31 protein-coding genes, 1 tRNA gene and 1 pseudogene are annotated in these 25,878 nt (G+C 70.1%); 17 read left to right on the top strand and 16 right to left on the bottom strand.

Annotation, left to right across the window (positions count from 1 at the left end; all coding sequences use genetic code 11):
• Positions 1 to 15: 15 nt before the first annotated feature.
• Positions 16 to 432 carry a hypothetical protein gene (locus ACIBZJ_RS22880; RefSeq protein ID WP_395932680.1) on the bottom strand — a complete coding sequence of 139 codons (417 nt, stop codon included), beginning with the start codon at positions 430 to 432 and terminating at the stop codon, positions 16 to 18.
• 33 nt (positions 433 to 465) lie between these two features.
• Here ACIBZJ_RS22880 and ACIBZJ_RS22875 point away from each other — a divergent pair, with 33 nt between their 5' ends.
• Positions 466 to 1,428 (top strand): diacylglycerol/lipid kinase family protein, encoded by a 963-nt coding sequence (locus ACIBZJ_RS22875; protein ID WP_395932678.1) that lies wholly within the window; start codon positions 466 to 468, stop codon positions 1,426 to 1,428.
• A 444-nt stretch (positions 1,429 to 1,872) separates the two neighbouring features.
• The gene (locus ACIBZJ_RS22870; protein ID WP_395932676.1) at positions 1,873 to 2,121 is read left to right on the top strand and encodes a WhiB family transcriptional regulator; all 249 of its coding nucleotides are present in this window, start codon (positions 1,873 to 1,875) and stop codon (positions 2,119 to 2,121) included.
• A 55-nt stretch (positions 2,122 to 2,176) separates the two neighbouring features.
• Here ACIBZJ_RS22870 and ACIBZJ_RS22865 read toward each other — a convergent pair whose 3' ends face one another.
• A complete protein-coding gene (locus ACIBZJ_RS22865) occupies positions 2,177 to 3,652 on the bottom strand; it encodes a sensor histidine kinase (protein ID WP_395932674.1) in 1,476 nt (491 codons plus the stop codon).
• A 268-nt stretch (positions 3,653 to 3,920) separates the two neighbouring features.
• Here ACIBZJ_RS22865 and ACIBZJ_RS22860 point away from each other — a divergent pair, with 268 nt between their 5' ends.
• On the top strand, positions 3,921 to 5,084 hold the full coding sequence (locus ACIBZJ_RS22860; protein WP_395932672.1) for an 8-amino-7-oxononanoate synthase: 1,164 nt from the start codon (positions 3,921 to 3,923) through the stop codon (positions 5,082 to 5,084).
• A 7-nt stretch (positions 5,085 to 5,091) separates the two neighbouring features.
• On the opposite strand, the gene ACIBZJ_RS22855 is transcribed toward ACIBZJ_RS22860, so the two are convergent.
• Both ACIBZJ_RS22855 and ACIBZJ_RS22850 read right to left on the bottom strand, forming a co-directional pair.
• A complete protein-coding gene (locus tag ACIBZJ_RS22855) occupies positions 5,092 to 5,541 on the bottom strand; it encodes a hypothetical protein (RefSeq protein ID WP_395932670.1) in 450 nt (149 codons plus the stop codon).
• A gap of 152 nt (positions 5,542 to 5,693) precedes the next feature.
• On the bottom strand, positions 5,694 to 8,126 hold the full coding sequence (locus ACIBZJ_RS22850; protein WP_395932668.1) for a lysylphosphatidylglycerol synthase domain-containing protein: 2,433 nt from the start codon (positions 8,124 to 8,126) through the stop codon (positions 5,694 to 5,696).
• Between the two features lie 545 nt (positions 8,127 to 8,671).
• Here ACIBZJ_RS22850 and ACIBZJ_RS22845 point away from each other — a divergent pair.
• Complete coding sequence (locus ACIBZJ_RS22845; protein ID WP_395932666.1) at positions 8,672 to 9,142, top strand: SMI1/KNR4 family protein; 471 nt, start codon at positions 8,672 to 8,674, stop codon at positions 9,140 to 9,142.
• Between the two features lie 135 nt (positions 9,143 to 9,277).
• On the opposite strand, the gene ACIBZJ_RS22840 is transcribed toward ACIBZJ_RS22845, so the two are convergent.
• From ACIBZJ_RS22840 to ACIBZJ_RS22830, 3 genes are all read right to left on the bottom strand, one after another.
• A complete protein-coding gene (locus ACIBZJ_RS22840; RefSeq protein ID WP_395932664.1) occupies positions 9,278 to 9,478 on the bottom strand; it encodes a DUF397 domain-containing protein in 201 nt (66 codons plus the stop codon).
• Between the two features lie 164 nt (positions 9,479 to 9,642).
• Positions 9,643 to 9,843 carry a DUF397 domain-containing protein gene (locus ACIBZJ_RS22835; protein WP_395932662.1) on the bottom strand — a complete coding sequence of 67 codons (201 nt, stop codon included), beginning with the start codon at positions 9,841 to 9,843 and terminating at the stop codon, positions 9,643 to 9,645.
• An 831-nt stretch (positions 9,844 to 10,674) separates the two neighbouring features.
• On the bottom strand, positions 10,675 to 11,538 hold the full coding sequence (locus ACIBZJ_RS22830; protein ID WP_395932661.1) for a helix-turn-helix domain-containing protein: 864 nt from the start codon (positions 11,536 to 11,538) through the stop codon (positions 10,675 to 10,677).
• 123 nt (positions 11,539 to 11,661) lie between these two features.
• On the opposite strand from ACIBZJ_RS22830, the gene bioD reads away from it, so the two are divergent.
• The 3 genes from bioD to ACIBZJ_RS22815 all read left to right on the top strand — a co-directional run bounded on the left by bioD (position 11,662) and on the right by ACIBZJ_RS22815 (position 13,126).
• The gene (gene bioD / locus ACIBZJ_RS22825) at positions 11,662 to 12,396 is read left to right on the top strand and encodes a dethiobiotin synthase (RefSeq protein WP_395932659.1); all 735 of its coding nucleotides are present in this window, start codon (positions 11,662 to 11,664) and stop codon (positions 12,394 to 12,396) included.
• 101 nt (positions 12,397 to 12,497) lie between these two features.
• Positions 12,498 to 13,019: a GNAT family N-acetyltransferase gene (locus ACIBZJ_RS22820; protein ID WP_395932657.1), complete on the top strand. Its 522-nt coding sequence runs from the start codon at positions 12,498 to 12,500 to the stop codon at positions 13,017 to 13,019.
• Between the two features lie 32 nt (positions 13,020 to 13,051).
• Positions 13,052 to 13,126, top strand: a complete 75-nt coding sequence (locus tag ACIBZJ_RS22815) for a 50S ribosomal protein bL37 (protein ID WP_376981713.1) — start codon at positions 13,052 to 13,054, stop codon at positions 13,124 to 13,126.
• A gap of 53 nt (positions 13,127 to 13,179) precedes the next feature.
• On the opposite strand, the gene rsrA is transcribed toward ACIBZJ_RS22815, so the two are convergent.
• Positions 13,180 to 13,488, bottom strand: a complete 309-nt coding sequence (rsrA, locus tag ACIBZJ_RS22810; RefSeq protein ID WP_395932655.1) for a mycothiol system anti-sigma-R factor — start codon at positions 13,486 to 13,488, stop codon at positions 13,180 to 13,182.
• The gene (locus ACIBZJ_RS22805; RefSeq protein WP_395932653.1) at positions 13,485 to 14,132 is read right to left on the bottom strand and encodes a sigma-70 family RNA polymerase sigma factor; all 648 of its coding nucleotides are present in this window, start codon (positions 14,130 to 14,132) and stop codon (positions 13,485 to 13,487) included. The genes rsrA and ACIBZJ_RS22805 overlap by 4 nt, the downstream gene beginning before the upstream one ends.
• Positions 14,133 to 14,405: 273 nt before the next feature.
• On the opposite strand from ACIBZJ_RS22805, the gene ybaK reads away from it, so the two are divergent.
• The gene (ybaK, locus tag ACIBZJ_RS22800; RefSeq protein ID WP_395932651.1) at positions 14,406 to 14,885 is read left to right on the top strand and encodes a Cys-tRNA(Pro) deacylase; all 480 of its coding nucleotides are present in this window, start codon (positions 14,406 to 14,408) and stop codon (positions 14,883 to 14,885) included.
• Here the strand turns inward: ybaK and ACIBZJ_RS22795 are convergent.
• The 3 genes from ACIBZJ_RS22795 to ACIBZJ_RS22785 all read right to left on the bottom strand — a co-directional run bounded on the left by ACIBZJ_RS22795 (position 14,882) and on the right by ACIBZJ_RS22785 (position 16,779).
• The gene (locus ACIBZJ_RS22795) at positions 14,882 to 15,502 is read right to left on the bottom strand and encodes an alpha/beta family hydrolase (protein ID WP_395933235.1); all 621 of its coding nucleotides are present in this window, start codon (positions 15,500 to 15,502) and stop codon (positions 14,882 to 14,884) included. The genes ybaK and ACIBZJ_RS22795 overlap by 4 nt on opposite strands.
• The gene (locus ACIBZJ_RS22790; protein WP_395932649.1) at positions 15,499 to 15,894 is read right to left on the bottom strand and encodes a WhiB family transcriptional regulator; all 396 of its coding nucleotides are present in this window, start codon (positions 15,892 to 15,894) and stop codon (positions 15,499 to 15,501) included. The genes ACIBZJ_RS22795 and ACIBZJ_RS22790 overlap by 4 nt, the downstream gene beginning before the upstream one ends.
• A gap of 171 nt (positions 15,895 to 16,065) precedes the next feature.
• Positions 16,066 to 16,779, bottom strand: a complete 714-nt coding sequence (locus ACIBZJ_RS22785) for an SOS response-associated peptidase (RefSeq protein WP_395932647.1) — start codon at positions 16,777 to 16,779, stop codon at positions 16,066 to 16,068.
• A 55-nt stretch (positions 16,780 to 16,834) separates the two neighbouring features.
• Here ACIBZJ_RS22785 and aroA point away from each other — a divergent pair, with 55 nt between their 5' ends.
• The 5 genes and pseudogenes from aroA to ACIBZJ_RS22760 form a co-directional block, all read left to right on the top strand.
• On the top strand, positions 16,835 to 18,118 hold the full coding sequence (aroA, locus tag ACIBZJ_RS22780) for a 3-phosphoshikimate 1-carboxyvinyltransferase (RefSeq protein ID WP_395933233.1): 1,284 nt from the start codon (positions 16,835 to 16,837) through the stop codon (positions 18,116 to 18,118).
• Positions 18,091 to 19,110, top strand: a complete 1,020-nt coding sequence (rsgA, locus tag ACIBZJ_RS22775) for a ribosome small subunit-dependent GTPase A (protein ID WP_395932645.1) — start codon at positions 18,091 to 18,093, stop codon at positions 19,108 to 19,110. Before aroA ends, rsgA begins: the two co-directional genes overlap by 28 nt.
• A 224-nt stretch (positions 19,111 to 19,334) precedes the next feature.
• Complete coding sequence (locus ACIBZJ_RS22770; RefSeq protein WP_395932643.1) at positions 19,335 to 19,673, top strand: hypothetical protein; 339 nt, start codon at positions 19,335 to 19,337, stop codon at positions 19,671 to 19,673.
• 16 nt (positions 19,674 to 19,689) lie between these two features.
• A complete protein-coding gene (gene hisN, locus ACIBZJ_RS22765) occupies positions 19,690 to 20,484 on the top strand; it encodes a histidinol-phosphatase (protein ID WP_395932641.1) in 795 nt (264 codons plus the stop codon).
• Positions 20,485 to 20,585: 101 nt separating this feature from the next.
• A pseudogene (locus ACIBZJ_RS22760) lies at positions 20,586 to 21,536 on the top strand (hypothetical protein); the annotation flags it as partial.
• A gap of 261 nt (positions 21,537 to 21,797) precedes the next feature.
• Here the strand turns inward: ACIBZJ_RS22760 and ACIBZJ_RS22755 are convergent.
• Positions 21,798 to 22,562, bottom strand: coding sequence for a GntR family transcriptional regulator (locus tag ACIBZJ_RS22755; RefSeq protein WP_395932639.1), 765 nt, complete (start codon positions 22,560 to 22,562; stop codon positions 21,798 to 21,800).
• 27 nt (positions 22,563 to 22,589) lie between these two features.
• Positions 22,590 to 23,081 carry a winged helix-turn-helix transcriptional regulator gene (locus tag ACIBZJ_RS22750; RefSeq protein WP_395932637.1) on the bottom strand — a complete coding sequence of 164 codons (492 nt, stop codon included), beginning with the start codon at positions 23,079 to 23,081 and terminating at the stop codon, positions 22,590 to 22,592.
• 87 nt (positions 23,082 to 23,168) lie between these two features.
• Between ACIBZJ_RS22750 and ACIBZJ_RS22745 the strand changes: the two genes are divergently transcribed.
• From ACIBZJ_RS22745 to ACIBZJ_RS22730, 4 genes are all read left to right on the top strand, one after another.
• A complete protein-coding gene (locus tag ACIBZJ_RS22745) occupies positions 23,169 to 24,056 on the top strand; it encodes a hypothetical protein (protein WP_395932635.1) in 888 nt (295 codons plus the stop codon).
• Positions 24,057 to 24,068: 12 nt separating this feature from the next.
• Complete coding sequence (locus tag ACIBZJ_RS22740) at positions 24,069 to 24,251, top strand: antitoxin (protein ID WP_395932633.1); 183 nt, start codon at positions 24,069 to 24,071, stop codon at positions 24,249 to 24,251.
• 94 nt (positions 24,252 to 24,345) lie between these two features.
• Positions 24,346 to 24,684 carry a hypothetical protein gene (locus ACIBZJ_RS22735; RefSeq protein WP_395932631.1) on the top strand — a complete coding sequence of 113 codons (339 nt, stop codon included), beginning with the start codon at positions 24,346 to 24,348 and terminating at the stop codon, positions 24,682 to 24,684.
• Between the two features lie 192 nt (positions 24,685 to 24,876).
• Complete coding sequence (locus ACIBZJ_RS22730) at positions 24,877 to 25,080, top strand: cold-shock protein (protein ID WP_395932629.1); 204 nt, start codon at positions 24,877 to 24,879, stop codon at positions 25,078 to 25,080.
• A gap of 73 nt (positions 25,081 to 25,153) precedes the next feature.
• Here ACIBZJ_RS22730 and ACIBZJ_RS22725 read toward each other — a convergent pair whose 3' ends face one another.
• A complete protein-coding gene (locus ACIBZJ_RS22725; RefSeq protein ID WP_395932627.1) occupies positions 25,154 to 25,651 on the bottom strand; it encodes a hypothetical protein in 498 nt (165 codons plus the stop codon).
• Positions 25,652 to 25,699: 48 nt separating this feature from the next.
• Positions 25,700 to 25,776, bottom strand: a tRNA-Met gene (locus ACIBZJ_RS22720).
• Positions 25,777 to 25,878 lie beyond the last annotated feature (102 nt).

Below are 25,878 nucleotides of genomic sequence, written 5' to 3'. Positions count from 1 at the left end.
CCCGGTGACGGAGCGTCAGAGCCCGATGGCCCGGCGGGACGCCGGGGCGGTGACCAGTGCGACGCACGCGATCACCGAGGCTCCGATCACGGCGCCGAGCACCTTCACCCAGGCGTCGCTGTCGCCGGTGATCATGAAGAACACCACCGGGACGGCCGACAGCTGGATGGCGACCGCGAGCCCTCGCCCAGCCGGTTTGCGGTTCACCAGCAGACGACCGGCGTAGAACAGCGCGGCCGCCGCGACCAGCGGGCCGGCGATGATCCAGGCCGCCCATTCGAACTGGTCGGTGCCGTTCCGGATCAACTGGACCAACTCGATGATCGCCAGCACCGCGACCAGCGCGGCCTGGATCCAGAGGACGAGAACGCCCCAGCGCAGGACGAGGGGGCCGGCCTCCGCTTCTGCTACCGGCTCCGGACGGTCAGTCACAGCTCAAGCCTACCGACAAGTAGAATCGCCATTATGCGTGCACTTCTGGTGGTCAACCCTACCGCCACGACCACGCGACCCCGCACCCGTGAGGTGCTGGTCTCCGCCCTCTCGGCCGAGCTCGACCTGGAGATCGTCGAGACCACCCACCGCGGCCACGCGATCGAACTCGGCACCCGTGCCGCCCGCGAGTCCTACGACGTCGTGGTGGCGCTCGGCGGCGACGGCACCGTGAACGAAGTCGTCAACGGCCTGCTGGTGGACGGACCGCGGGCCGACCTGCCGTCACTCGGCGTGGTGCCGGGCGGATCCGCCAACGTGTTCATCCGCGCGCTGGGCGCACCACGCGACCCCGTCGACGCCACCGGGCTGCTGCTGGAAGCCCTCCGAGAGGGCCGTAGGCGGACGATCGGACTCGGCCGGGTCAACGACCGCTGGTTCATCTTCTGTGCGGGCTACGGCCTCGACGCGGCCGTGGTGAGCCGGGTGGAGAGTGCGCGGAGCACCGGACGGACCGCGACACCGGGCCTCTACGTCCGTTCGGCCGTGGCGCAGTACCTCACCGGCCCGGAACGGCAGGCCGCGAACGTCGAACTGAAAATCGATCCACCCGATGCCGCCCTCGGCAGAACAGCGGATCGGGAAACGTCGGAGCCGAACGGCCGGTTCGCCGCGGTGATCGTGCAGAACTGCTCGCCGTGGACCTATTTGGGGGCACGTCCGGTAAATCCGTGCCCGGACGCCTCGTTCGAGACCGGGCTGGATTTGCTGGCACTGCGCGCGTGGCGGCTGCCGAGCACGCTGCGGACGGTCTGGCAGATCCTGTCTCCCCGCCCCGACCCCCACGGACGCCAGATTCTGCGGCGCCACGACCTCTCCGGGTTCGTGCTCCGAACGGACACTCCGCTGGCGGCTCAGGTAGACGGCGACTATCTCGGTGAACTGACCGAGATGCGATTTAGTGGCGTTCCCGACGCCTTGCGCGTCGTGGTCTGAGTTCACCGCTCGGTAATTTTCCGACACAGCGACGAAGAAGCCTTAAAAGTTCCTCGTGTGGAAACGTTTTAGGCGTTAAGAAGCGCGGAAACCACCGTCCCGTAAGCGTTCATAGCAGCGAGGGGCGTTACTGACCGGACCGGCCGTAGGCGGGTCAGTTGGCACACTCCTGCGGTTCGGACGCACAACCGGTGGCTGCGGAGCGTAACTCTCCCGGCGGCTTGTACCTCAGATGAGGGTGAAGTACGCCGTTACTGGCGTATTGTCCGATCTAACCGCAGGTGAGTCGACTCACCGCCGTCCTAAATAAGGTTCACAACCCCTTGACATAGCCGCAGTTCGTGAAAGCATTCACAAGCAACACCACACATGAGCTACCAGCCGCCGTCCGGCTCGGTGTGGGCATGGACGGCGACAACCCAGATCGATACAAGGAGAATTGGCATGGACTGGCGCCACCGCGCCCTCTGCCGCGACGAGGACCCGGAGCTGTTCTTCCCGATCGGGACGACCGGACCGGCCTTGTTGCAGGTGGAAGAGGCGAAGGCTGTCTGCCGCCGCTGTTCGGTCACGGAGTCTTGTCTCCAGTGGGCGATCGAGTCGGGTCAGGACGCCGGCGTGTGGGGCGGTCTGGGCGAAGACGAACGCCGGGCGCTCAAGCGCCGCAACCGTCAGCGCGCCCGCACCGCCTAAACCTTCGCACGAGCCTGACCGGCCCGGATCCCTTGGGATCCGGGCCGTTCACGTTCTAACGCGACGGAATCAGAGGAACGACGAGCACCGCTTCGGTGCCACCCTCGGGGCGGGGGCGCAGCTCCAGGGTCCCGTTCAGTTCTCCGGTCACCAGCGTCCGGACGATCTGCAGACCGAGCCGCTCCGAGCTGTCGAGCTCGAAGTTGTCCGGCAGCCCCTTGCCGTCGTCGGTGATCCGTACGTGCAGCCGCCCGCGCCAGCGGTGCGCGGCGACCGTCACCTCGCCCGCCTGCCCCGGCCCGTAGGCGTGTTCCACCGCGTTCTGCACGAGCTCGGTCGACACGGTCACCAGCGGCGTCGCGATCTGCGCTGCCAGCACGCCGAACGACCCGACCCGACGCACCCGCACCCGCGACTCCGGTGCCGCGACGTCGGCGACCATCGAGATCACCCGGTCGACGATCGAGTCGAAGTCCACGGTCTCGTCCAGCGACGACGCCAGCGTCTCGTGCACCATGGCGATCGACGCGACCCGCCGCACCGACTCCTCCAGCGCCGCCCGGGCGTCCGCGGTGCCGACCCGGCGGGCCTGCAGACGCAGCAGGGCCGCCACCGTCTGGAGGTTGTTCTTCACCCGGTGGTGGATCTCCCGGATCGTCGCATCCTTGGTTACCAATGCTTTGTCACGGCGCCGGACGTCGGTCACGTCCCGGACGAGCACCAGCGCGCCGATCGGCATCCCGTCCGGCAGCAGCGGCAGCGCCCGGATCAGCACGGTCGCGCCCCGGGCCTCGACCTCGGTGCGTCCCTTCACCTCGCCGCGCACCGCGGCCAGGATCCGTGAGCACACTTCGCCGCCGTCCAGCGGGTCGGTCGCCAGGCCCCGGGTGAGCGTCGCCAGGTCTTCCCCCACCAGGTCGCCGGCCAGCCCCAGCCGCCGGTAGGCCGACTGGGCGTTCGGGCTCGCGTACGTCACGATGCCGAGCGAGTTGAGCCGGACCAGCCCGTCGCCGACCCGGGGCGCCGACGCGGTCTTCTCCTCGGTCGGCGGCGGCGGGAACGACCCGCCCGCCACCATCAGGCACAGGTCGTCCGCCGCCTGCAGGTAGCTGAGCTCGAGCTGGCTCGGCACGCGGGTCGCGGCCAGGTTCGTGACCCGCCCGACGACCGCGATCACCCGGTCGCCGTGCCGCACCGGGACCGCCTCCTGACGGGCCGGGACGCCGTCGTGCCAGACCGGGTCGCCCTCGCGCCAGATCCGTCGCTCGATCATCGCGGTCGTGAGCTGCTCGACGACCGAATCGATCGCCATCTTGCCGACCATGTCGTCGTGGTACGCGGTGGGCGCGGTCGTCGGGCGCACCTGGGCCGCGCAGAGAAAACCGCTCTCCGCCACCGGGAGCCAGAGCAGCAGGTCGGCGAAGCTCAGGTCGGCGAGCAGCTGCCAGTCGCCGGCCAGCCGGTGCAGGTGATCGAGGTCCTCCGCGGACAGCGACGTGTGCTCTTCAACCAGGTCCCGCAGTGTCGACACGCTCCGATCGTTGCACGCGCAGTTTTCCGGCCTGTGAGCTGATCGGCCGAACGGGTGGAATCACGACCGCGAAGCGTGATCCTCCCTTCGGAGGGTGCTGCGCTGGTCGCGGTACGCAACCGGGGCTCCGTACGGGCTACCGGCCGGTATGGGGATCACCCAGACTCGTACCGAGGGCCCAGGTTCTTGTGTCACACTCCGCCCACGAGGCAAAACCGCAGGTTGCGGGTGTAAGGGACGGGACACAACGGACAGTCGAGGCGCGTAGGTGAGTGATCCTCTTCAGCGTCTGCGGGACGCGTACTCGGTGCGGACGGTCGCCGGGCTCACCCGGCGGCTGCGGCCACGACCGGTGGGTGGCGACGGCCTGACCGACCTGGCCGGCAGCGACTACCTGGGGCTGTCCGCCGACGAGCGGGTGGTGTCCGCCGCTGCGGCGGCCGCGCTCACCTGGGGGGCCGGCGCGACCGGCTCGCGTCTGCTGACCGGCACGACCACGCTGCACGCCGAACTCGAGGCCGCGCTGGCCCGGTTCTCCGGTGCGCCGGACGCGCTGGTCTTCTCGTCCGGCTACCTCGCCAACCTCGGCGCGCTGGCGGCCCTCGGCGGCCCGGAGGTCCTCGTCGTCTCCGACGAGCTCAACCACCCTTCCCTGGTGGACGCCTGCCGGCTGTCGCGTTCCCGGGTGACCGTCGTTCCCCATCGGGACGTCGGGGCGGCCGAACGGGCGCTGGCCGGGCGGCCGGAAGAGCACGCGGTCGTCGTCACCGACGGGGTGTTCGCCATCGGCGGAGACCTCGCGCCGCTGCCGGAGCTCGCCGAGGTGTGCCGCCGGTACGGCGCGCTGCTCGTCGTCGACGAGGCACACGCGCTGGGAATCGTCGGCGAGCGCGGGCGGGGCGCGGTCTACGCGGCCGGGCTGGCAGGTGAGCCGGGCGTCGTCCGGACGATCGCACTGTCGGAGTCGCTCGGGTCGCAGGGCGGTGCGGTCGTCGGAGCTCCGGACGTGATCCAGGAGCTGATCGACCGGGCCCGGCCGTTCATGGTCGATACCGGGCTGGCGCCGGGGTCGGTGGCCGCGGCGCTGACCGCGCTGCGGATCCTGTCGTCGACGCCGGAGCTGATCGTGAGCGCGCGGGCCCGGGCCGGTGAGCTCGCCTGGGCGGCGCGGTCAGCGGGCCTGCCGGTGACCCGGCCGGACGCGGCGGTGCTCACGGTGACGATCGGCGATCCGCACGCGGCACTGCACGCGCAGGCGGTGTGTGCGGAGTTCGGGGTCAAGGTGGGGTGCATCCGGCCGCCGTCGGTACCCGACGGGCGCTCCTGCCTGCGTCTGACGGCCCGGGCGACGCTGACCGACGCCGACATCGCGCTGGCCGGTCGGGCGTTCGCCGCGGTGGCCCGGATGCTGCGCATTCCCAGCCGCCGTTGACCGCCCGTCAGGTCCCGATCTCGGGTTCCGGCTCGATCCCGGGTTCGGGCGCCGGCTCCGGCGGTGCGGTCGGCGACAGGTCGGGCAGCGGGATCGGGAGGCGGTGCTCGCCGCGCGTCCGGTCGACCCAGCACAGGTCGACGCCCAGGCCCGGCACTTGCCGGGCCGTGATGACCTCGGTCCGCAGGTGCCCGCCGGCTGGTACGCGCGCCGCCGCCGTGCCCGGCCGCAACTCCCCCGCGCGGCCGTACGCGTCGGGGACCAGCTCGAACCAGGCCAGCAGCGCCTCGGAGCGTCCGACGTTGTACGCGGTCAACTGCCAGCCGGTGGGCGTCGGCATCCGTAACACGCAGAAGCCCGGGTCGTCCCGCTCCCGCCGCGCGAGCTGGTACATCACGCCGATCGTGAGAACCGCGATCACCGCGGTCACGAGGCCGATCCACACCTGCGCATCCACTTCAGACACCCCCCGTCGAGCAGCAAACCGCAGGGATAACTATGCGTTCGAGTGATTGCAGAAAGCATGAACCAGATCTGCAACATGCACAAGCGCACGGCGGTGCCAAGTGGACTCGCGGCCCGCTGATTTCGCGCGCGGGCAGGCGTCCGCTAAACGAGTTGTTTGCGGGACAGCCAGGTAAAGGCGAACCAGCCGGGCAGCACGGGCAACCAGAACGTGAGCATGCGGAACAGCAGTACCGACGAGACCGCGGTCGCGCCGTCGAGACCGCCGGCGGTCAGGCCGGCGGAGAGGACCGCCTCCACCGCGCCGAGGCCGCCGGGCGTGGGGGCCGCGGATCCGAGCGCGGTTCCCGCGAGCACCACGACCGCGACGACCGACCAGGACAGTGAGCCGCCGAAGCCCTCGATGCAGGCGCTCATCACCAGGACGGTGGCCACCGACTGCAGGATCGTGCCGAAGACCCCGGCACCGAGCCGGGCCGGGCGGGTGAAGACCGTCGCCAGCCGGGGCGTGATCTGGGCCAGGTACGGGCGCAGGCGGGCCAGCAGGAACCGGCGGCCGACCGGGATCATGAACACGATGGCGACGACCGCCACCACGCCGCCGAGCGTGTAGAACGCGCCGTCCGGGACCTCCAGCGAGCGGGCCTGGTCGTTCCCCGCGATCAGCCCGACGACGACGAGCAGCAGCACGGTGACGCCGACCGTCCCGATCTGCCAGAGCGCGACCGCGGCCACGGCGGCCGCGGCCGGCACGCCCGCCTGCTGCAGGTAGCGCACGTTGAGCGCCGCGCCACCGACCCCGGCCGGCGCGACCAGCCCGAGGAACGACGAGGCCACCTGGACGATCAACGTCCGGGCGAACCGCAGACGCTCGGCGACGAAGCCGGTGAGCGCGATCCCCGCGCCGACGAACCGGATTCCGCCGAGCAGCACCGCGACCGCCAGCCAGAGCCAGTTCGCGCTGGTGATGACCGCGACCAGGTCGAGACCGGCGATCTGGTCGAGCAGGATGTACGCGGCCACCGTGAGCGCGACGACCGAGATGATCGTGCGGGGGCGCAGGCGCTCCAGCCGGACCGGTTCGGCCGGCGGGACGGCGCCGAGCAGGTCGAGGATCCGGTCGCGGAGCGTGTCGATCAGTGTCTTGTCGCGACGGAGCGCCTGGCGGCTGGTCCGGCCGAGCGCGACCGGCTGCAGCGCGGAGACCGCCTCGGCCAGCCGGCCGGTGCCGAGCTCGCGGAGTGCACTGTCGACGGCCCGGTCGACGCCGACCTTGAGCGCCAGCGTCACGAGCAGCTGCGCGAGGTCGATGCGGAGCGCGGCGACCGGTGCGGCGATCAGCCCGGCCGCGCCGCTGAACCGGAGGCCGGCGCCGCCGTCCGGGGGGAAGACGATGTTCGAGCCGGTCAGGGCGCGGTGCGCGATCGCCCGGCGGTGCAACAGCAGGACCTGCTGCCAGGTCGCGTCGAGCCGGGCGTCGTCGAGTTCCTCGATCTCGTCCAACGACGGGCCGGGGACGTCCTCGTAGGCGAGAACGACCGCGTCGGGCTCGACCGGGACGGCGGCGACCATCGCCTGCACCCGGGCGCCGGTGGCCGCCATCACCGCGCTGATCAGCGCCTCGTGCTCGACGGCGCGCCGCAGTGAGACGAGCGCCTTGCGGCCGGCCGGCTCGCGGAACCGCAACGTCCGCCAGAACGCTTGCAGGACGCCCGCGCCCTCGTGGTCACGGTCGAGCACGTGGACGACGAGCGCGCGGCCGTTGGTGTCGACGGCGTCGAAGAAGACCGGGTCCTCGGTGTCGAGGTGACGCGGACGCAGCGAGACGAGCTCGACACCGGCCCGGCGGAGCTCGGCCACCACCGCGCGGGGACTGGGGCGGGAGGGATTCGTGCCGGCCGCCCAGCGTACGAACATGCCGACGACCCGGCCGATGAGAAACGAGATCAGCACCGCGACCGCGGTGGCGCCGAGCGTCACCTGGGCCAGCCCGAAGAGCGCGAACACCACTGTGGCCAGGACACGCAGACGGGGCTGACGGCCGACCTGGGCGACGGTCGCGATCGCCGCGACCCCGGCGCTGAAGCCGGTGATGGCCGGGTCCGCGGCCTGGGCCGCGGTGAGCGAGGCGGCGAGCGCGTCGGCGTTGGCGACCTGCCGCAGCACCGACTGGAGCGCGGCGACCCAGGCCAGGCAGGCCAGGAACGCGAGCGCGCCGTCGGCGAGGATCCGGAGCCGGCGGCGGATCAGCAGGTCGACCACGATCACGGCGGGCAGGGCCAGCATGAGCAGGCCGGATCCGGTGGTGATCAGGACGCCGAGCGCGGTCGGGAGCGGCTCGGTGGCGTTGGTGACGTCCTTGTCGATGCCCGCGACCGTGTTCGTGGTGAAAGCGCCGACCAGCATCGCGACGACGAGGCCGGCGGACGAGACCAGCAGGCGGACGAGGTCGAGCGGCCGGTGGACACGGCGCGGCGGCTCGGGCGCTTCGATGAGCGGGGCGATTTCCGGCTCTTCGAGGTCTTCAGAGGTGCGCGGTGGCGCGGCCGGTGACTCGGACCGTCCCGACGTCGTCATGAAGTGGATGGTGTCATCTGGGGGCGAGGCGGTGGACCGTGACCTCAGGGCCGGACAGGTTTCTCCTTTGTTCCTCCTGATTTCGCGCGCCTCATCGCCCCCACTGGGCACATCTTGCTTCTGGACATTTGCGCAAGCAGGTTTGCGACACGGGCCTTGCTGATTTAAGGATTGCGCCTTGCGTGTTCCGCTCTGCATGTTGCACACTGCTCGTGGACGGATGCACGACCGGGACCGTCAAGGGGGTAGAGATGGAAGTGGAGTGGACAGGAACGTTCGGTCGGCTGAGACGCAGAATCCTCGGGGCCCCGCCCCGGCTTCAGCGGACGAAGGTCTGGGTTGTTGCCGACTATCCCGATTACCACTACTGGCGCGGGATGCAGCACGACGGAATGCAGCACGGCTCTTCGGGGCCGAACGGGCCCGTGGGGCACGGCTCGTTAGGGCACGGGTCAGTAGGGCACGGGTCGGCGGCCGATCGCTCGGCCGTGTGGCCTGACTTACGGGGGCGCACCGCCGCACCCGCTCCGGGAAGTGCGGCCCAGGTGCTGCGGCGAGTCGCCCCGCCGCAGCGCGAGAACGGCCGATCGGCCGACTGGCTCGAAGTGGAACACGCACTCGGTACCAGGTTGCCGACGGACTACCGGGAACTGATCGACGATCGCGGTCCGGGCATCGTCGCCGACGTGGTCGTCTACGGCCCGGACAACGGCGGGCCGCTCGATCTGGTCGCGTGGAACGACGGAATCCACCGGCTGATCGAGTCGATCCGAGACATCTGCCGCGACGCCTATCCACCGGCGTTCCACCCGGAGCCGGCCGGGGTCCTCCCGTGGGGCTCCGTGAACGGCGGACAGATCGTCGGGTGGGCGGTCACGTCGGAAGATCCCGACGAGTGGCCGGTGGTCGTGCTCTCGGCCGAGTTGGACGCACTGACGGTCCACGAGGTGACGACCACCGGGTATCTGCTGGCGCGCCTGCCGGGGCCGAACGTACGGACGTTGATCACGGGGTGAGCCTCGGCCCACAGGGGTGGGGGGCCGAGAAAAAGACTGTCCCCTCTGCGCATCTTGGCCTTGCGCAGAGGGGACAGTCCTGTGACGTGCGAGAGAGTTACTCAGTGGCACCAGTAACGCAGCGGTACCGATAACTCATCTCGGCGGATCGAAATGGCCTTCCTTCACCCCCCTGGTGAAGTCGAGCCACACCGACGTGGAGAAAGCTAAGACTGCTCCACCCGGAACCTGCTTGGAGTCGCGCACCCTGACGTCATCTTGGGTAAATGCGACTTCGACGCAGTTACCCATGGCGCTGGCTTTCGCCTTCCGGAATACGCCGTCTTTCTCCGCCACACCCCGCTCCCTTCCCCACGGGCCCGTGCATGTAGCTCACTTACCGTGACTGTTACTACACAGACGAGTGACCGCGGCTCCACCAGTATGCAGAACCGCGGTCTCGGAAGGGAAGGTTACGGAAGGATTTCTTCCGTAACCTCGACGCTCACCTGCGAGCGTAATTAGCGCAGCGGACCAGATTTGAGGCCGGACAGGAAACTCGTCCACGCCTGTGCATCGAAAGCCAGCACGGCGCCCTCTCGGTGCTTCGAGTCGCGAACACCCACCCGCCCACCATCGGCCGCGACCTCGACACAATTGCCCATACCGCTTCGCGAACTCTTACGCCATGCCGAATCCTCGAGCGAGATGTCGTTCTTCATATCAGGCGATCCTTCCGAATGAACTTCAGTCAATTGCGAATGATGAACAGATAGGTGACTACCGACTCAGGGGCGAGGTCCCGCAAAGACGGCCCCACAGCGCCGAACCGACACTAGGTACACAGTTCGCGCTCGGTGGCCCCGACGGCCGCAGCGAACGCTCGCGAGTACGCACTTAATGCGAAATCGCACACCACGCAGCTGGCTCGCGCGTGCACCCTGCATCGATCGCCCGGCTGGTGCCGGCGGGACGACGCAAGGATTCGGCTCGGGGATGGAGCGGGCGGCAACGCGTCTGCGCGGCGGCCGACAATGGCTCGCCACGCGTCGCCACAAATGCCCGTCCAGGCCCTCGCCGACGCCCGCACTTCGCGGATCCGGACGGCTCCCCTATCCGCAAACGACGTCGAGTGTCTCGTCATGGTTCGATCGGCGTTCCGATCAAGCCGACAGAGGAGCGACAACAGCCGCACGGAGGTGGATCCGCATGGTTCTGTCGCCAGACGGGAACATCATTTGTGCGGGCCCCCAAACCCCTTGCGCGCGCCGTGCCAACCCGTGTGGTGACACACGGCGCGCCGAGTGTCACGATCCTATGGCTTGCAGCTCACAAATTGCAAGCTTCCGCATGCACGCAAGTCGGCATACGGACAGTGAGGGCGGGTAGACGAAACGCAGCGATCCGAGGCACCGGTTACGCCGATGAGTGACTGGTCCGGCCGTGAACGCGGCCACCGCGGACCAACCGCGACCAGAACCTACCGCCCCTACTCCCCGCAACCGACGGCGCCCTCCCCGGCGAAGCGGAGGAGGGCGCTGTGGTGTGCCCGGTCAATAGGTACTGAGCACTCGATGCAGAAAATCTTCCGACGCGTCACGGCCGAGCGATTCCTGCTGAACTCCGTCGAATAGTCGGTTGTAGCGGGTGAGGTCCGACTTTTCGGTAAGTAGTACCCCGACCGTGCCGGCCTCCACGTACACGAAATTCGGGTCGTCCGGATGCGCGAGCTCGAGGATGGTGAAGGCACCACTCATGCCCGGATGGAGCCCGTTGTCGAACGGCAAAATCCGTATGGCGATGTTCGAGCGATCCGAAAGCGCGATGAGTTTCTCTATCTGCTCCCGCATCACCTGGGTTCGCCGCTTTCCGCCGGCCGGCCGGCGGAGCGCCGCTTCGTCGATGATAGCGACGTACTTCACCGGATCGTCCGGACGCGAGAGCAATTCCTGCCGAGTCAGTCGAGTCTTTATTCCGTCTTCGATATCGTGCTTCTCGACGTACAACGCGGTCAGCAGCGCCCGCGCGTAATCCTCCGTCTGAAGCAATCCGGGAATGAGTGACGGCTCGTAGGTGAGAATTTGACGCGCCTCGGCTTCGAAACCGATGAAGTCCTTGAAGGTGCGTACCGGTCCCGGATCGGTGATGCGCATCCACCACGCGATTTCCCGCGACTCCTTGCCGAGCTCGAGCATGCCGTCCCGGCGCTCTTTGTCCACCACCTCGTAAACGTCCAGCAGCGCCCGTAGGTCTACGGTGCCCACTTTGATCGCGGTGGTCTCTATGCGACTCACCTTCGACGGACTCCAGTCGAGCTCCTTCGCCACGTGCTCGACGGTCATACTCTTGGATTCCCGGAGCGCCCGCAGCTCCTGCCCCAAGCGACGGCGGCGCACGGTGGGACTGGTACGTGGCATGGCGCGCTCCTGCAATTGTCCGAGCCGAACATCCCTGATGGTATATCCAAAGTCCAGTATGGTTGGTACCAAACTGGGGGATGAATGCGGCAAGCACACAGCCGCCGACGTAGGGTGGGGTGTGTGGGCATTATCGCCATCGTCGGCACGTCGACCGGAGCGGGAAAGACCGTCACCACCGCCGCCGTCGCGACGCTCGCCCGATCACACGGACGCTCGGTCGCCGTGGTCAAGCCGGCCCAGACCGGACTCCGACCGGGCGAACCCGGTGATCTGGCCGAGATCGAGCGGCTCGCACCGGGCGTCGCCACGTACGAGTACGCCCGCTACGCCAGCCGGCTCTCCCCCGAGGCCGCCGCCCGCTACGCCGGCGACCGTCCGCTCCGGCTCACCACGGTCGCCAAGAGCCTCGCCGCGCTCGATGCCGCCTTCGATCTCGTCCTGGTCGAGGGCACCGGCGGCGTCCTCACCCGCTTCGGACCGGACGGCTGGACGTTCGCCGAGCTCGCGTGGTCACTCCAGGCACCGGCGGTCGTGGTCACGGCGCCGGGCTGCGGCACGCTCAACCACACCGCGCTCACGCTCGAGGCTCTCGCCGCCCGGGGTGTCCCGGTCAAGGCTCTCGTCATCGGCGAGTGGCCGGAAGAGCCCGACCTCGCCGCCCGCTCCAACCTCGCCGATCTCGAGGCCCTCGTCGGTCACCCGATCGACGGCGTGCTTCCCCACGACGCGGCCAACCAGCCCGACTTCCTCGCCACGGCCCGCGCGGGCCTCGCGTCCGAGTGGGACGGCACGTTCGACGGCGCTGCTTTCCGCGACGACAACACGCCCGAACCTGCGGGAACCTGCACAAGTTGAGCTCGGAAAAGCGCTGATGGCGGTGTTCTTGACTACATTGTGGCGGTCAGTCCCCCGGTGAGCTGATGAGATCGCTACCACGGCTCTGGTACACAAGCGGTGTGACAACGTCGTCCCACCCGCCGCCCGTCGGCGTGATCACCATCCGTACGGCCCGGCCGGCCGAGTACGCGGAAATCGGTGCTCTCACGTTCCACGCCTATGCGGCCGACGGCCTTCTGGCCAACGATTCCGGTTACGCCGACGAGCTCCGCGATGCCGAGCACCGGGCCAACCACTGCGACCTGCTGGTCGCCGCCGACGAACAGGGTCGGCTCCTGGGCACCGTGACGTTCTGCCTCCCGGGCTCCCCCTACGCCGAGCTCTCCTCCGAAGGCCAGGCCGAATTCCGGATGCTGGCGGTCGCACCGGAGCATCGCAGCCGCGGGGTCGGCTCGCGCCTCGTCCGGGAGTGCCTCGATCGCGCGGCCCGGCACGAGGCCACGAGCGTCGTGCTCTCCACCAAAAAACAGATGCACTCGGCGCAGCGCCTCTACGAGCGATTCGGCTTCCACCGCACCGAACAGCTCGACTGGAACCCGATGCCCGGCGTCGAACTCCTGGCGTACGCACGCCCCCTCTAAACTGGGAGCAACGTCTACGGAAGGGAGCCACCATGGCTCGGCGCGCGCGGAAGAAGAAGGCCCGAAAGAACAAGAAGGCGAACCACGGTCGTCGTCCCAACAGCTGAAAAAGAACGCCCCCGCCGGGTCGACCCGGCGGGGGCGTAACTCTCAGAACTCGTCAGGCCTCGCGACGAACCTCGACGGACGTCTCCGAGTAAACGGTGCCGTCGTCGGTCACCACCGCCTGCCGGATCGTCGCGACCAGCCGGCTACGCAGCCCGTCCGGCGCCACCTCGCCACCGCAGCAGCGAGCGACCAGCGCCTTGACCTCCTGCTCGATCCCGTACTCACGCAGGCACGGCCCGCACTCGTCCAGGTGCTCGGCGATCTTCTCGCGTCCCAGTGAGTCGTCTTCGGCGTCCAGGTAAAGCCAGACCTCGGCCAGCACCTCGGCGCAGTCGACCTCGTGTGGTCCACCGCAGCTCACGACGACACCCCCTCGGGTGCGGCGCGGACGATTCCGCGATCCAACGCGTACTGCTCCAGCTGCCTACGCAGGTTGCGACGCCCACGGTGCAGGCGCGACATCACGGTGCCGATCGGCGTCCCCATGATGTCGGCGATCTCCTTGTAGGAAAAGCCTTCGACGTCGGCGAGGTAGACCGCCAGGCGGAACTCCTCCGGCAGCGCCTGCAAGGCGTCCTTGACGTCCGAGTCCGGCAACCGATCGAGGGCCTCGACCTCCGCCGAGCGCAACCCCGAGGAGGAGTGCGACTCGGCCGCGGCGAGCTGCCAGTCTTCGATCTGCTCGGTCGGACTCTGCTGGGGCTGCCGCTGGCGCTTGCGGTAGTTGTTGATGAAGGTGTTCGTGAGGATGCGGTACAGCCAGGCCTTGAGGTTCGTGCCCTCTTGGAACTGGTGGAAGGCCGCATAGGCCTTCACGAACGCCTCCTGGACGAGGTCTTCGGCGTCGGCCGGGTTCCTCGTCATCCGCAGCGCGGCGGCGTAGAGCTGGTCGAGAAACGGCAGCGCATCCCGCTCGAACCGGGCGTTACGCTCAGCCGCCGTCTCCGTGGACGCAGCCGGCGCAACCTCGTCGGCAGCGTCGTCAGGCTGAGGAGCTGTGGGCAAGTCTTCTCCCGGTTGGATGGGCGTCGGGACCGAACCCGACCGGAGGACCGATACCGGCCTCGTCAGAGAGGATAGGTCGATCACGCCCCCACTGCCGTAACCCGCATCACCGCTGACGGTAACCATCCCGTCCAGCGCAACTGCTTTCGGATCGGACACGTCACCCAGGACAACGCTCGGCGTCCAGCCCCGGGTTCCCATCAGCTCCATGGGCAAACCTCTCTCATCCCACACGCCCGACTCAACACGCGCAGCCGGAGGTATGTTCCGCCCATGGCCGGCCGAGGAACCCCCGCGACACAAGCACTGACGAAGGCGAAGGCCGCTTTCACCGTCCACGAATACGAGCACGACCCGGCATCCGGCTCGTACGGCGAGGAAGCGGCGCGGGCGCTGGGCGTCCCGGCCGGGCGGGTGTTCAAGACGCTGGTCGCGCAGATCGACGGCGCATTGCACGTCGCGGTGGTGCCGGTCACCGGCGAACTGGACCTGAAGGCGCTCGCGTCCGCGGTCGGCAAGAAGCGCGCCGCGATGGCCGACCCGGCGCTCGCCGAGCGCACCACCGGCTACGTCCGCGGCGGGATCAGTCCGCTCGGGCAGCGCAAGCGCCTGCCGACCGTGGTCGACGCCAGCGCCGAGTCGTACGACACCGTCTTCGTCTCGGCCGGCCGCCGCGGCCTGGAGGTCGAGGTCGCCCCCGCCGACCTGACCCGCCTGACCGGCGCCACCGTCGCGGCGATCGCGGCCGGTTAGGCCTCGGCCCACCCGCGCACACCGAGCCAGGCCACCGCCGCGGTGGCGGCGGCCTCCGCGGCCTTCTTCAAACCGTGGTCCGCGCCCGGCAGCACCGTCACGGTGGCTTCCCCACCCACTCGGGGGACGCCGAACGGGTCGCGGTCGCCGTTCAGGATCAGTACCGGCAGGCCGAGCGGGATCTCGTCCACCCTCGACCGCTCCGGCTTACCCGGCGGGTGCGTCGGAAACGCCAGCGCGAGCACGCCGGAAGCGCCCAGGGCGACCGCGGTGCGGCACGCCACCCGAGCCCCGCTGGAGCGCCCGCCCACCACCAGCGGAACGCCCTCCCTGGCCACCGCCGACACGACGTCCACCCACGCTTCGTCCAGATGGTTCGCCGGAGCGGGAGCACGGCGGCCGGCCACCCGGTACGGCTGAGTCACCCGGGCCACCGCCACGCCTGCGGCCACACACGCCGTGGTCACCGCAACGAGATCGGGCGCGTCGACGTCGCCGCCCGCGCCGTGGCCGAGGATCAGCAACGACCGCGGCGCACCGCTCGGCAGATCCACCTGGATCCGCGCCGGGCCGCGACGAGTGGGAAGGAGCCCCCCGGCGGGCTCCTTCGGCGTCAGTTCTCGCGCCGAGCGCTTTCCGCGCGTTCCGCCCGCGCCCGCGCGGTGGAGAACGACGTCGGTGCGCCGGCCACTCCGGTCCGATTCCGCCATGCCACCAGCATGGCCCGTCGTTCGCGCGGAGTCGTGCCGCCCCACACGCCTTCGCAGTCGCCCGCGTTGAGTGCCGCCGCCAGGCAATCCGCCTGGACGTCACAGCCGTGGCAGAAACTGAGCGCGGGATCCGCCGGTTCAGTGGGGAGCGGAAAGAACGTCTCCGGGTCGACGGTGCGGCAGCGTCCGCGGGTACGCCACGTCGGATCGGCGGGACGCGCCGCCCTCGCCGCCAGCAACCGGGGATCGCGGCTCGCCGCGAGGACCTCGTGTGGCCTCGGCAGCCTGGCCCGAGTCACGTGTCTGCTCTCCTTCCTGCACGGTGCGTGCGTGCCTGTACCGGTGTCACCGTGACTGGGCGCGCAACCCCCGGAGGAAGCGAACTGATTGCCACGGGCCGAACTCGCTACGTCAGCACAACGAGGAGGGCAAGGGGGCGTTACGGGGTTTCGCCCGCCGTCGAAAAAAAGTCAGAACAGGGTTACCGGCTCCGTCACCGGAACCACCGCTTCGCGCAGCGACGGATCGTTGTTCCGCACGTTTCCCACGGCCGGCCCGACCGGCCGGAGCTCGATGCCGGCCAGCACGGCTGCCGACGGGGGCGCCAGCAGCGCCGCCGCGTCGGCCTCCCCGGTCTCGCCCAGCCACTGCGCCCACCGCTCCGGCGCGAGCATCAACGGCATCCGGTCGTGGACGCCGTCCAGCGGCGCCGACGCCGCCGTCGTGACGATCGAGCAGGTCGCCACCCGCTGCTCGCCCGAACCCCAGACCTCCCAGAGCCCGGCGAACACGCACAGCTCACCGTCGGCCCGGTTCAGGTACCAGGCCTGCTTGCCCGGCCCGTCGGGCTTGGGTGACCACTCGTACCAGCCGTCGGCGGGCACCAGGCAGCGCCGCCGGGCGAACGCCGACCGGAACGCGGGCTTCTCGGTGACCGATTCGGCCCTGGCGTTCATCATCCGGGCCCCGCCGGAAAGGTCTTTCGCCCACGACGGCACCAGGCCCCAGCGCACCGCGTCGACCACCCGGCCGCCCTGCGACTTCGACACCCGGACGACCGGCACGGTGTCGGTCGGCGCCACGTTGTAACTCGGCCGGAGCGACTCGTCGACGTCGGAGCCGATCGCGTCGAAGTCGGCCACCAGGTGATCGGCGCTGCGAGTTGAGGCATATCGACCGCACATACCAGCCAGGCTACTGAGCTCCACCGACACTTCCGGCAGACTGACGACCATGCAGATGCTTGATCCGTGGCCGGCCCCGCGCGCGACCGCTCCCGTCGTCGGCACGGTCACCATGCCGGGCTCGAAGTCCGTGACCAACCGGGCGCTGATCCTCGCCGCGCTCGCATCCGGGCCGTCGACCCTGCGCGCGCCCCTCCGCAGCCGCGACACCGAGCTGATGGCCACCGCGTTGCGGACGCTCGGCATCGGCATCGCCGAAGGGCCGGGCGGGTCGTGGCTGGTGACGCCCGCTCCGCTGCGCGGGCCGGCCACCGTGGACTGCGGCCTGGCCGGAACCGTGATGCGGTTCCTCCCGCCGGCCGCGGTCCTGGCCGCCGGGCCGGTGACGCTCGACGGCGACGAACGCGCCCGGGCCCGCCCGATGGGACGCCTGCTCGACGCGCTGCGCGGCCTCGGCGCCGACCTCGACGACGAGGGCCGCGGCTCGCTGCCGTTCACGGTGAACGGTTCCGCGACGATCCCCGGCGGCGACGTGACGATCGACGCGTCGGCGTCTTCGCAGTTCGTCTCCGGCCTGCTGCTGTCCGGCGCCCGCTACGAGAAGGGAGTGGTCATCCACCACAGCACCCCCAGTGGCAAACCGGTTCCCAGCCTGCCCCACATCGACATGTCGGTCGCGATGCTCCGGGACGCCGGGGTCTCGGTCGACGACAGCGAGGCGAACACCTGGCGGGTGGAGCCGGGCCCGATCGCCCCGCTCGACCTCGACGTCGAGCCCGACCTCTCCAACGCCGCCCCGTTCCTGGCGGCCGCGCTGGCGACCGGCGGCCGCGTCACGGTGACCGGCTGGCCGGCCCGCACGACCCAGCCCGGCGACGCGCTCCGCGACCTCTTCACCCGGATGGGCGCCGAGGTCACCCTCGACGTGCACGGGCTCACGGTCGCTGCCGGTGACCGTCTCCTCGGTCTGGACGCCGACCTGCACGACGTCGGCGAGCTCACGCCGGTGCTGGCCGCACTGGCCGCACTGGCCGAGACCCCGTCCCGGCTGCGCGGGGTCGCGCACCTGCGCGGGCACGAGACCGACCGGCTGGCCGCGCTGGCCACCGAGCTGAACAACCTCGGCGGTCAGGTCGCCGAGACCGACGACGGGCTGGCGATCGAGCCCCGGCCACTGCACGGCGGGGTCTTCGGCAGCTACGAAGACCACCGGATGGCGCAGGCCGGCGTCCTGCTCGGGCTCGTCGTCGACGACATCGAGGTGGAGAACGTCGCCACGACCGGCAAGACGATGCCGACGTTCACCACCGTGTGGACCGAACTGGTGAGTTCGCACTGAGCCCCCGCCGAGATCTCGACGAGGACGACGTCCGGGTCCGCGCCCGGCCCGGATCCCGGCCGCGTACCCGCACGCGACCGAGCCACGTGGACGCCCGCCCCGGCATGGTCATCGGGGTGGATCGAGGCCGGTACACCTGCTGGCTGGACGACCACGAGATCACCGCGATGCGGGCCCGCGAACTCGGCCGCAAGTCGGTCGTGGTCGGTGATCGGGTCGCGGTGGTCGGCGACGTCTCCGGCGGTCCGGACGCGCTGGCCCGGATCGTCCGGATCGAGGAGAGGCGGAGCGTGCTGCGGCGCACCGCCGACGACGACGACCCGTACGAGCGGGTGATCGTCGCCAACGCCGACCAGCTCGTCATCGTCACGGCTCTGGTGGACCCGCCGCCCCGTACCGGTTTCGTCGACCGCTGCCTGGTGGCGGCGTTCGACGCCGGGGTCGAACCGTTGCTGTGCCTGACCAAAGCCGACCTCGCACCGCCCGGGGCCGCCGACGAGTTCCGGCAGCACTGGGCCGCGCTCGACCTCAGGGTCGTCACGACCCGCCGGGACGAAGAGCCGGCCACTCTCGAGGAGCGGCTCACCGGACGCCTGTCGGTCCTCATCGGTCACTCCGGCGTCGGCAAGTCGACGCTGGTCAATCGTCTGGTACCGGACGCCGAACGGGCGATCGGGGGGCTGAGCGCGATCGGCAAGGGACGGCACACGTCGACGTCGGCGGTCGCGCTGGCGCTGCCGGCAGGCGGCTGGGTCATCGACACCCCTGGCGTCCGCTCGTTCGGCCTGGCGCACGTGTCGCCGGCCAGCGTGCTGGCCGGATTCCCGGATCTGGCGCCCGGCGCCACCGAGTGCCCACCGGGATGCGAGCACCGGTCCGCCGCCGAAGGCTGCACTCTGGACGCCTGGGTCGAGGCCGGACACGCGAGCCCGGAACGGTTGGCGTCGTACCGCCGCCTCCTCGAGAGCCGCAGCGATTTGGGACAGTCGTAAGACGCTCGAAAGGTACTGGTAAGAGCAGATACGGGGGCTATCCGACGACCGGCTGATGCCACCCCGTCCGCCCGGTCCGATGTGTTCGTGTCCTGTGCGACCGAATTCTTCGGAGCGATACAGTGCGCCCGCGGGGGGTCGCAGCGGTTGGCCCGTAGTGCGCGGTGCCACCCAGAGGTAGGGACACTGAATTGGGATTCTTCTCCCGAAAGCAACCCTTCGCGATGGCGGACGTCGCCGAGCACGTCGTCGTCGCGCGGTACCGTCTCGCCGCCGGGCCGAGCGGCACGGCGACCAACCTGGCCAACGTGTACCAGCTCGAAGAGCAGCTGGCCAGCGCGATCGAGACCTCCGGCGCGGGCGAGTTCGAACAACCACAGTTCGGCCGGGACGAGTCCGGCGAGAACGAGCTGGTGCTTTCCGCCTACGGCCCGGACGCCAACCGGCTGTTCGCCGCGATGGAACCGGCCCTCCGCTCGTTCCCGGCCCGGCCCGCCTCGGTGTTGCTGCACTACGGCGCGTACGACGACCCGAACGCGGCAGAACAGCTCGTCCGGCTCTGAGCGGTAGCCTCCACCCATGTCCCGCTACTCCGACGATCTGGCGTTCGCCCACGTCCTGGCCGACACGGCCGACCGGATCACCACGGCCCGTTTCAAGGCGCAGGATCTGCGCGTCTCGTCGAAGCCCGACATGACGCCGGTGACCGACGCCGACACCGCGGTCGAGCAGGCGCTCCGTTCGACGCTCAGCCGCGCCCGGCCCCGCGACGGCGTCATCGGCGAGGAGTTCGGCGAAGTCCCCGGTCACGGCGTCCGTCGCTGGGTGATCGACCCGATCGACGGAACCAAGAACTTCGTCCGTGGTGTGCCGGTCTGGGCGACGCTGATCGCGCTGCTCGAGAACGACGAGCCGGTCGCGGGCATGGTGACCGCGCCGGCGCTGGGCCGACGCTGGTGGGCGGCGAAAGACTGCGGCGCGTACGCCGGGCGGCGTCCGACCGCGGGCGCGGCGATCAAGGTGTCGGGCGTCGGCGACCTGTCCGACGCCTCGCTCTCCTACTCGTCGCTGTCGGGCTGGGAGGAACGCGGCGCGCTCGGCGACTTCGTCGATCTGACCCGGTCGGTCTGGCGCACCCGGGCCTACGGCGACTTCTACAGCTACGTGCTGCTGGCCGAGGGCGCGGTGGACGTCGCCTGTGAGCCGGAGGTGTCGCTCTGGGACCTCGCGGCGCTGTCGGCGATCGTGACCGAGGCCGGCGGACGCTTCACCGACCTCTCGGGGCGGCCCGGCCCGCACGGCGGGAGTGCGGTGGCCACCAACGGCCTGCTGCACGAGCCGGTGCTGAAGGTCATCGGCAGCGACCACGCCTAGTTGAGGGAAATTCCGGTACAGATGGCGAGCGATCGACAGCGTCCGATAGCCCGAACGGCCGGTGCGCACGCCTCCGCGCGCGGCTGGTGAGGTGGGGGCTTATCCTCGCAGAGGTGTCCCTCGGATGGGTGTTCCTGGCCGCTTCGGTGGCTGGCTACGGCGTCGCGAACTTCTTGCAGTCGGTCGCCGCGGCTCGCGTCAGCGTGCACTCGAAACTCGATCCGGGGCTGCTGCTGAAACTCGCCGGGCACCGCATCTACGTCGCCGGGCTGCTGTGCCAGCTGGCCGCGTTCGCGTTCGCGTTCTTCGCCCGGCGTGATCTGCCGCTGTTCCTCGTCCAGACCGCGGTCGCGGCCGGGCTGGGCGTCACCGTGCTGCTCGGGGTGGCGCTGCTGCACTGGCGGCACCCGGCGAGTGAGGTCGTTCTCCTCGGGACGCTCGTCCTGGGGCTGACGGCGCTGATCATCTCGGCCGAGGTGAGCCAGTCGAGGCCGCTCAACGGGCCCGAGGTGGCGGCGCTGGCGCTCAGCGTGCCCGCGGTCGGGCTGCTCGGGCGTCTCGGCGTGAAGTTGCACGGCGCACCCGGGTCGGTGGCGCTCGGCGCGTTGTCGGGGTTGTCGTTCGGCGCGGTGGCGATCGCGTCGCGTCCGCTGGCCGGTGCGCACTCGTTCAGCGCGTTCGTCACCGACCCGCTGCTCTACATCCTGCTCGCGCACACCGTGGTCGGGCAGTTGCTGCTCGGGCTGGCGATGCAGCGCGGTTCCACCACCGCGGCGGTCGCGGCGATGGACGCGGCGGCGGCGATCCCGCCCGCGCTCGTCGGCCTGCTGCTGCTCGGTGACCGGATCGCGCCTGGGCGGGGGTGGCTCGCCGCCATCGGGTTCGTGCTCGCGCTCGGGTCGGTGCTGCTGCTCAGCCGGTACGCCGAGCCCCAGCACCACGTCCGCGAGAAGTACGAGGGCAAGGAGCGCCGCCGCTGTGCCCCCGGCGCCACCGGTGCCGGCACCCGCCGGACGACCGACGCCGGCCGCGGGCCGGACGCCCATCGCGTCACCGAGTCCGAGCCCGGCACCGGCTCGGCCCCCGAGGCGAGCGCCGAGGACGGCCGCACCTCGGAGGCTCGGCGTACCTCCTCGGAGACCGGCCCCGCCGCCGACGCCCCGCCGCGCAGCGTCCCCCAGAACGGTGTCCCCCAGAACGGTGTCGCCCAGAACGGCGTCCCCCAGAACGGCCTGCCCCAGAACGGCGTCCCGGCAGGGACGAACGGCGGGGCGGGCGCCAACCGGCGGACCCACGTGCAGACCGGCCGGGCCTCAGCTCGGTAGCTCGTACCGGAGCTGGTGACGGTCGCTCGGCAGGACCGTCCGGGTCAGGCGGACCGGCCGGTCCTCGCTCCACCCCGTCCGGTAGTGCTCGATCACCGGAATGCCGACGCCGATCTCCAGCGTCCGGCTCTCCTCCGGGTCAGGCATCCGGCTGACGATCTCGTCGGTGAACCGCACCTGCCGGTGCCCCAGCGCCGCCAGCAGCGGCACCACGCCCGGCACGATCTCGGCCTGCTGCTCGATCGGCGTCCCCGCCACCAGAGCCCGCGGGTAGAACGACTCCGACAGGTGCGAGGGCACCCCGTCGAGATACCGCACGCGCCTCCGCAGCACCACCTGCTCGGTCGGGGCGATCTCCAGCCGGTTCGCGATCTCCGGGCCCGCCTGGTGGACCGCGATCCGGATCGTCTGGCTCGGCGTGCGACCGATCCGGAACGCCTGGTCGGCGAAGCTGTCGGGCCCGCGCAGCCGGGTCGCGCCGAGGTCGTTCTCGACCCGGTGGGCCAGCACGAACTGCTCACGGCGTCGGACGGTACGCCCGGCCCGCGCCCGACCGGCCGAGATCAGGCCCTCGTTGGCCAGCGCGAGCAACGCCATCCGGACCGTGTTGCGGGAGCAGCGGTACTCCGCCGCGAGTTCCTTCTCGGTCGGCACCTGGTCACCCGGTGCGAGATCCCGCCGGTGGATCTGGGCCCGCAGATCGTTGGCGATCGTCTGGTACCGCGGCGACTGCTCATCGTGCGCGGCTGCCATGCCGGCCTCCACCCTATTGTGGGTACACTAACCCCCAATAGTAGGGCCGGTGCGGTCCCATTCGGGGGTCCTCATGTGGAGTTCGAGGTCGCGGTTGCGAACTTCGTCACCGCAGTGGCGGCACACGTACAGCGCATCGAGGTCTTCACCGCAGCTGTGCGCGACCGCCGACGGCGGCTCCCCCTCCAGCCAGCGGTCGCCCCAGCTGCGCAGCGCGTGCATCACGGTCGACAGATCGCGCCCGGCCGGCGTCAGGTGGTACTCGTACCGCGGCGGACGCTCGGAGTAGGGCCGGCGCTCGACCACGCCCACCGCCTCCAACGAGCGCAACCGGGCGGCCAGCCGGTCTCGTGGCGCACCGGTGTTACGGGCGATCTCGTCGAAGCGGTGGTTACCCCAGAAGATCTCGCGGACCGCCAGCAGCGCCCACTTCTCGCCGACCAGCGAGAGCGCCGCCGCCATCGAGCACGGTCTTCCGGGCAGGGCCGTGGCGTCGAAGTCCAGTACATCGTCACTCACGTTCACGAGGTTGCCATGTCAAACCGACATTGCCCAACGTCTGTGGCACGCTGAACGCGCCTACCCCTCCTCCGTCCGGGAGCATCCGTGACCGATTCGTTCCCCACGCTGGCACGCCACGCCTGGCAGGCACTCGAGCCCGTGCACATCCTGAGCTACTTCGCTCCGGAGACCCGCGAAGCGACCGACGCGCTCGGGCTCAAGGGCTACTGGATGGGGTACTTCGGCTGCCGCGCCGCGCCGATGGGCGCGGTCTCGGCGGGCACCGTCATCGCGACGTTCCACAACTTCAACCCGGCGATGGTCGAGCGCGCGGTGCCCGACGTCTGGACCTACGCCACCCCGGAGCAGCTGATCGAGGCCAGGCTCACCGCCATCGACGGTGCTCTCCGCCGGATCGCCGGCGACTGGCTGGCCGACGAGGCCACCGTCCGCCGCGCGGCCGACCTGGCGCTCGAGGCCGCGGCCGCGGTCCGCGGCGCGGAGGTCTCCGGGCGGCCGCTGGCCGCCGCCAACGCGGCCCTCACGCCGCCGGACGTGCCGCACCTGGCGCTCTGGCACGCGCTGACCGTGCTCCGCGAGCACCGCGGCGACGGCCACGTCGCGCTGCTGGTGGCCGGTGAAATCGGTCCGGTCGAGGCGCACATCCTGTCGATCTCGTCCGGCCGGTCCTCCGCGGAACTGCTGCGCACCGCGCGCAAGTGGTCCGACGACGAGTGGGACGCCGGGGTCGAGAACCTCGTCGCGCAAGGCTTGCTCCGGGACGACTGGACGCTCACGGCGGAGGGCACGGAGGCCCGCGAAACCCTCGAGGACGACACGGATCGCCTGGCTGCAGGCCCGTACCGCGTGCTCGGAGCAGAGCGAACCGTCGAGCTCACGGAGTTGCTAACGCCGCTGGCGAGGACAATCGTGGCGGCAGGGGTAGTTCCGTTCCCCAACCCGGTCGGGGTCCCCGCCCCAGGGGGCGAGTAACAGGAGGCACAGATGGGATTTCTCGACAAGGCCAAGGACTTCGTCGACAAGCACGACGACAAGATCGACCAGGGCCTGGAGAAAGCCGGTGACCTGATCGACGACAAGACCGGGCACAAGCACAGCGGCAACATCGACAAGGCCGTCGACGCGGCCCAGAAGTACACCGGCGACGGAGACACCACGAAGCGCTGACCGACTCGGCGGGCCTGATGATCCAGGCCCGCCGCATCGTCTCCAGAGCGCTCGTGGCTTGTGTACCGGCGCGGAATGGCGAAAACTCGGTCAGGTGATCGAGGAGACGATCGAGCTGCGGCTCGACGAGTCCGGCCTGGCAGTCGACCTTCCTGCTCCGGCGCACCCGAATGACCGCGTCGAGGGGGTGCCCTACCGCCCGGTCCAGTTCCGGGACGACGACCTCCCCACCGCCCTGGAACGTGCGGCGGCCTGGCTCCGAGAAACCGAAACGTGGCTCGCGGAGCCGGTGGACGTCATCGCCATCCACCTGGACTACGACGACGACGACGGCGCGCCCTATTACGAGGTCAAGCTTCTCTGCAATGAAGAAGACCTGGCCGGGGCACCGTTGGCCGCCCGTACGCGCAAGGGGGATGAACCTGGCAGGTGACATGCCGGACGCCAGTCCGCGTGCTACGGTTACCGCCGTTGCAGTCTTTGGTTCGCATGAAAAGAGCGCCTGGGGTTGTAATCCAGGCGCTCTTTGTTTGTTCTGGTCTCCTTGTGGAGCTGGGCGAGCACGACCGCGACACGGGGCTCATGAAGTGTGGGCCCGACACTGCCCGCCAGAGGGAGAACGTGCATGGCAACCGGTACCGTCAAGTGGTTCAACGCGGAAAAGGGTTTCGGCTTCATCGCGCCGGACGGTGGAGGCCCCGACGTCTTCGCCCACTACTCAGCGATTCAGACCCAGGGTTACAAGGAGCTGACCGACGGTCAGCAGGTCGAGTTCGACGTGACGCAGGGCCAGAAGGGCCCGCAGGCGGCGAACATCCGCCCCGTGTGATCCTGCACCACCGCTGAACAGGGCGGAGGCCAGCACCTCGGTGCGGGCCTCCGCTTTTGATTTCTGGGCCCTTTCAGACCGGTCGCGTGCGCTTGCGGCGCCCGGCGGCCCAGCCGAGGAACGCAGCGACCGCGAACGTGGCGGTGAACCCCGTGGCCTCGACGTAGGCGAACGACTCCAGGCCGTCGCTCCATCCGCTGACCTGGTACCGGTGCACGGTGACCGCCGCGATCACGAACTGGATCACGCCGAGGTACGCCGTCACCGCGACGCCCAGCCCGCCCCACGTCCGCGAGAGCAGGAAGACGGGGACGACGAGCAGCAGGCTCGCGGCCCACCAGCGGTCGTCGACGAACTCGGTGCGGTAGTCGATGTCGGTGAGCGCGACCGCGCCGTCGGCGAAGGCCAGCGCCGCCCAGGCGAGGCCGGCCCCGGCCAGGAGGGTCAGCAGCAGCCCCACGGCGGCGCGCGGGAATCGGGTGGGTGCGGGGTGGTGCGAAGCCGTCGTCGTTATGGCTTCGAGAGTGCCGGTCGCCGGGCGTCCGGACCTGAGCAGTTGTACCCGGACCACCCTGCGCGGATAGCGAAAGGGCCCGGACAATGTCCGGGCCCTTTCGTGTGGTAGCGGGGGCAGGATTTGAACCTGCGACCTCTGGGTTATGAGCCCAGCGAGCTACCGAGCTGCTCCACCCCGCGCCGTTGCCCTAACTTCCGGGCCCCTTGCTGTGTTGCTCCATAACCATAGCGCGGTGTTCCCAGGAACTGCAAAACGGCCCCCCGTGACGCCCGCCACCGGCG

It is taken from the genome of Cryptosporangium sp. NPDC051539 (assembly GCF_044454545.1).
Lineage (GTDB): Bacteria > Actinomycetota > Actinomycetes > Mycobacteriales > Cryptosporangiaceae > Cryptosporangium.
This window is presented reverse-complemented; position numbering and strand designations above follow the sequence as displayed.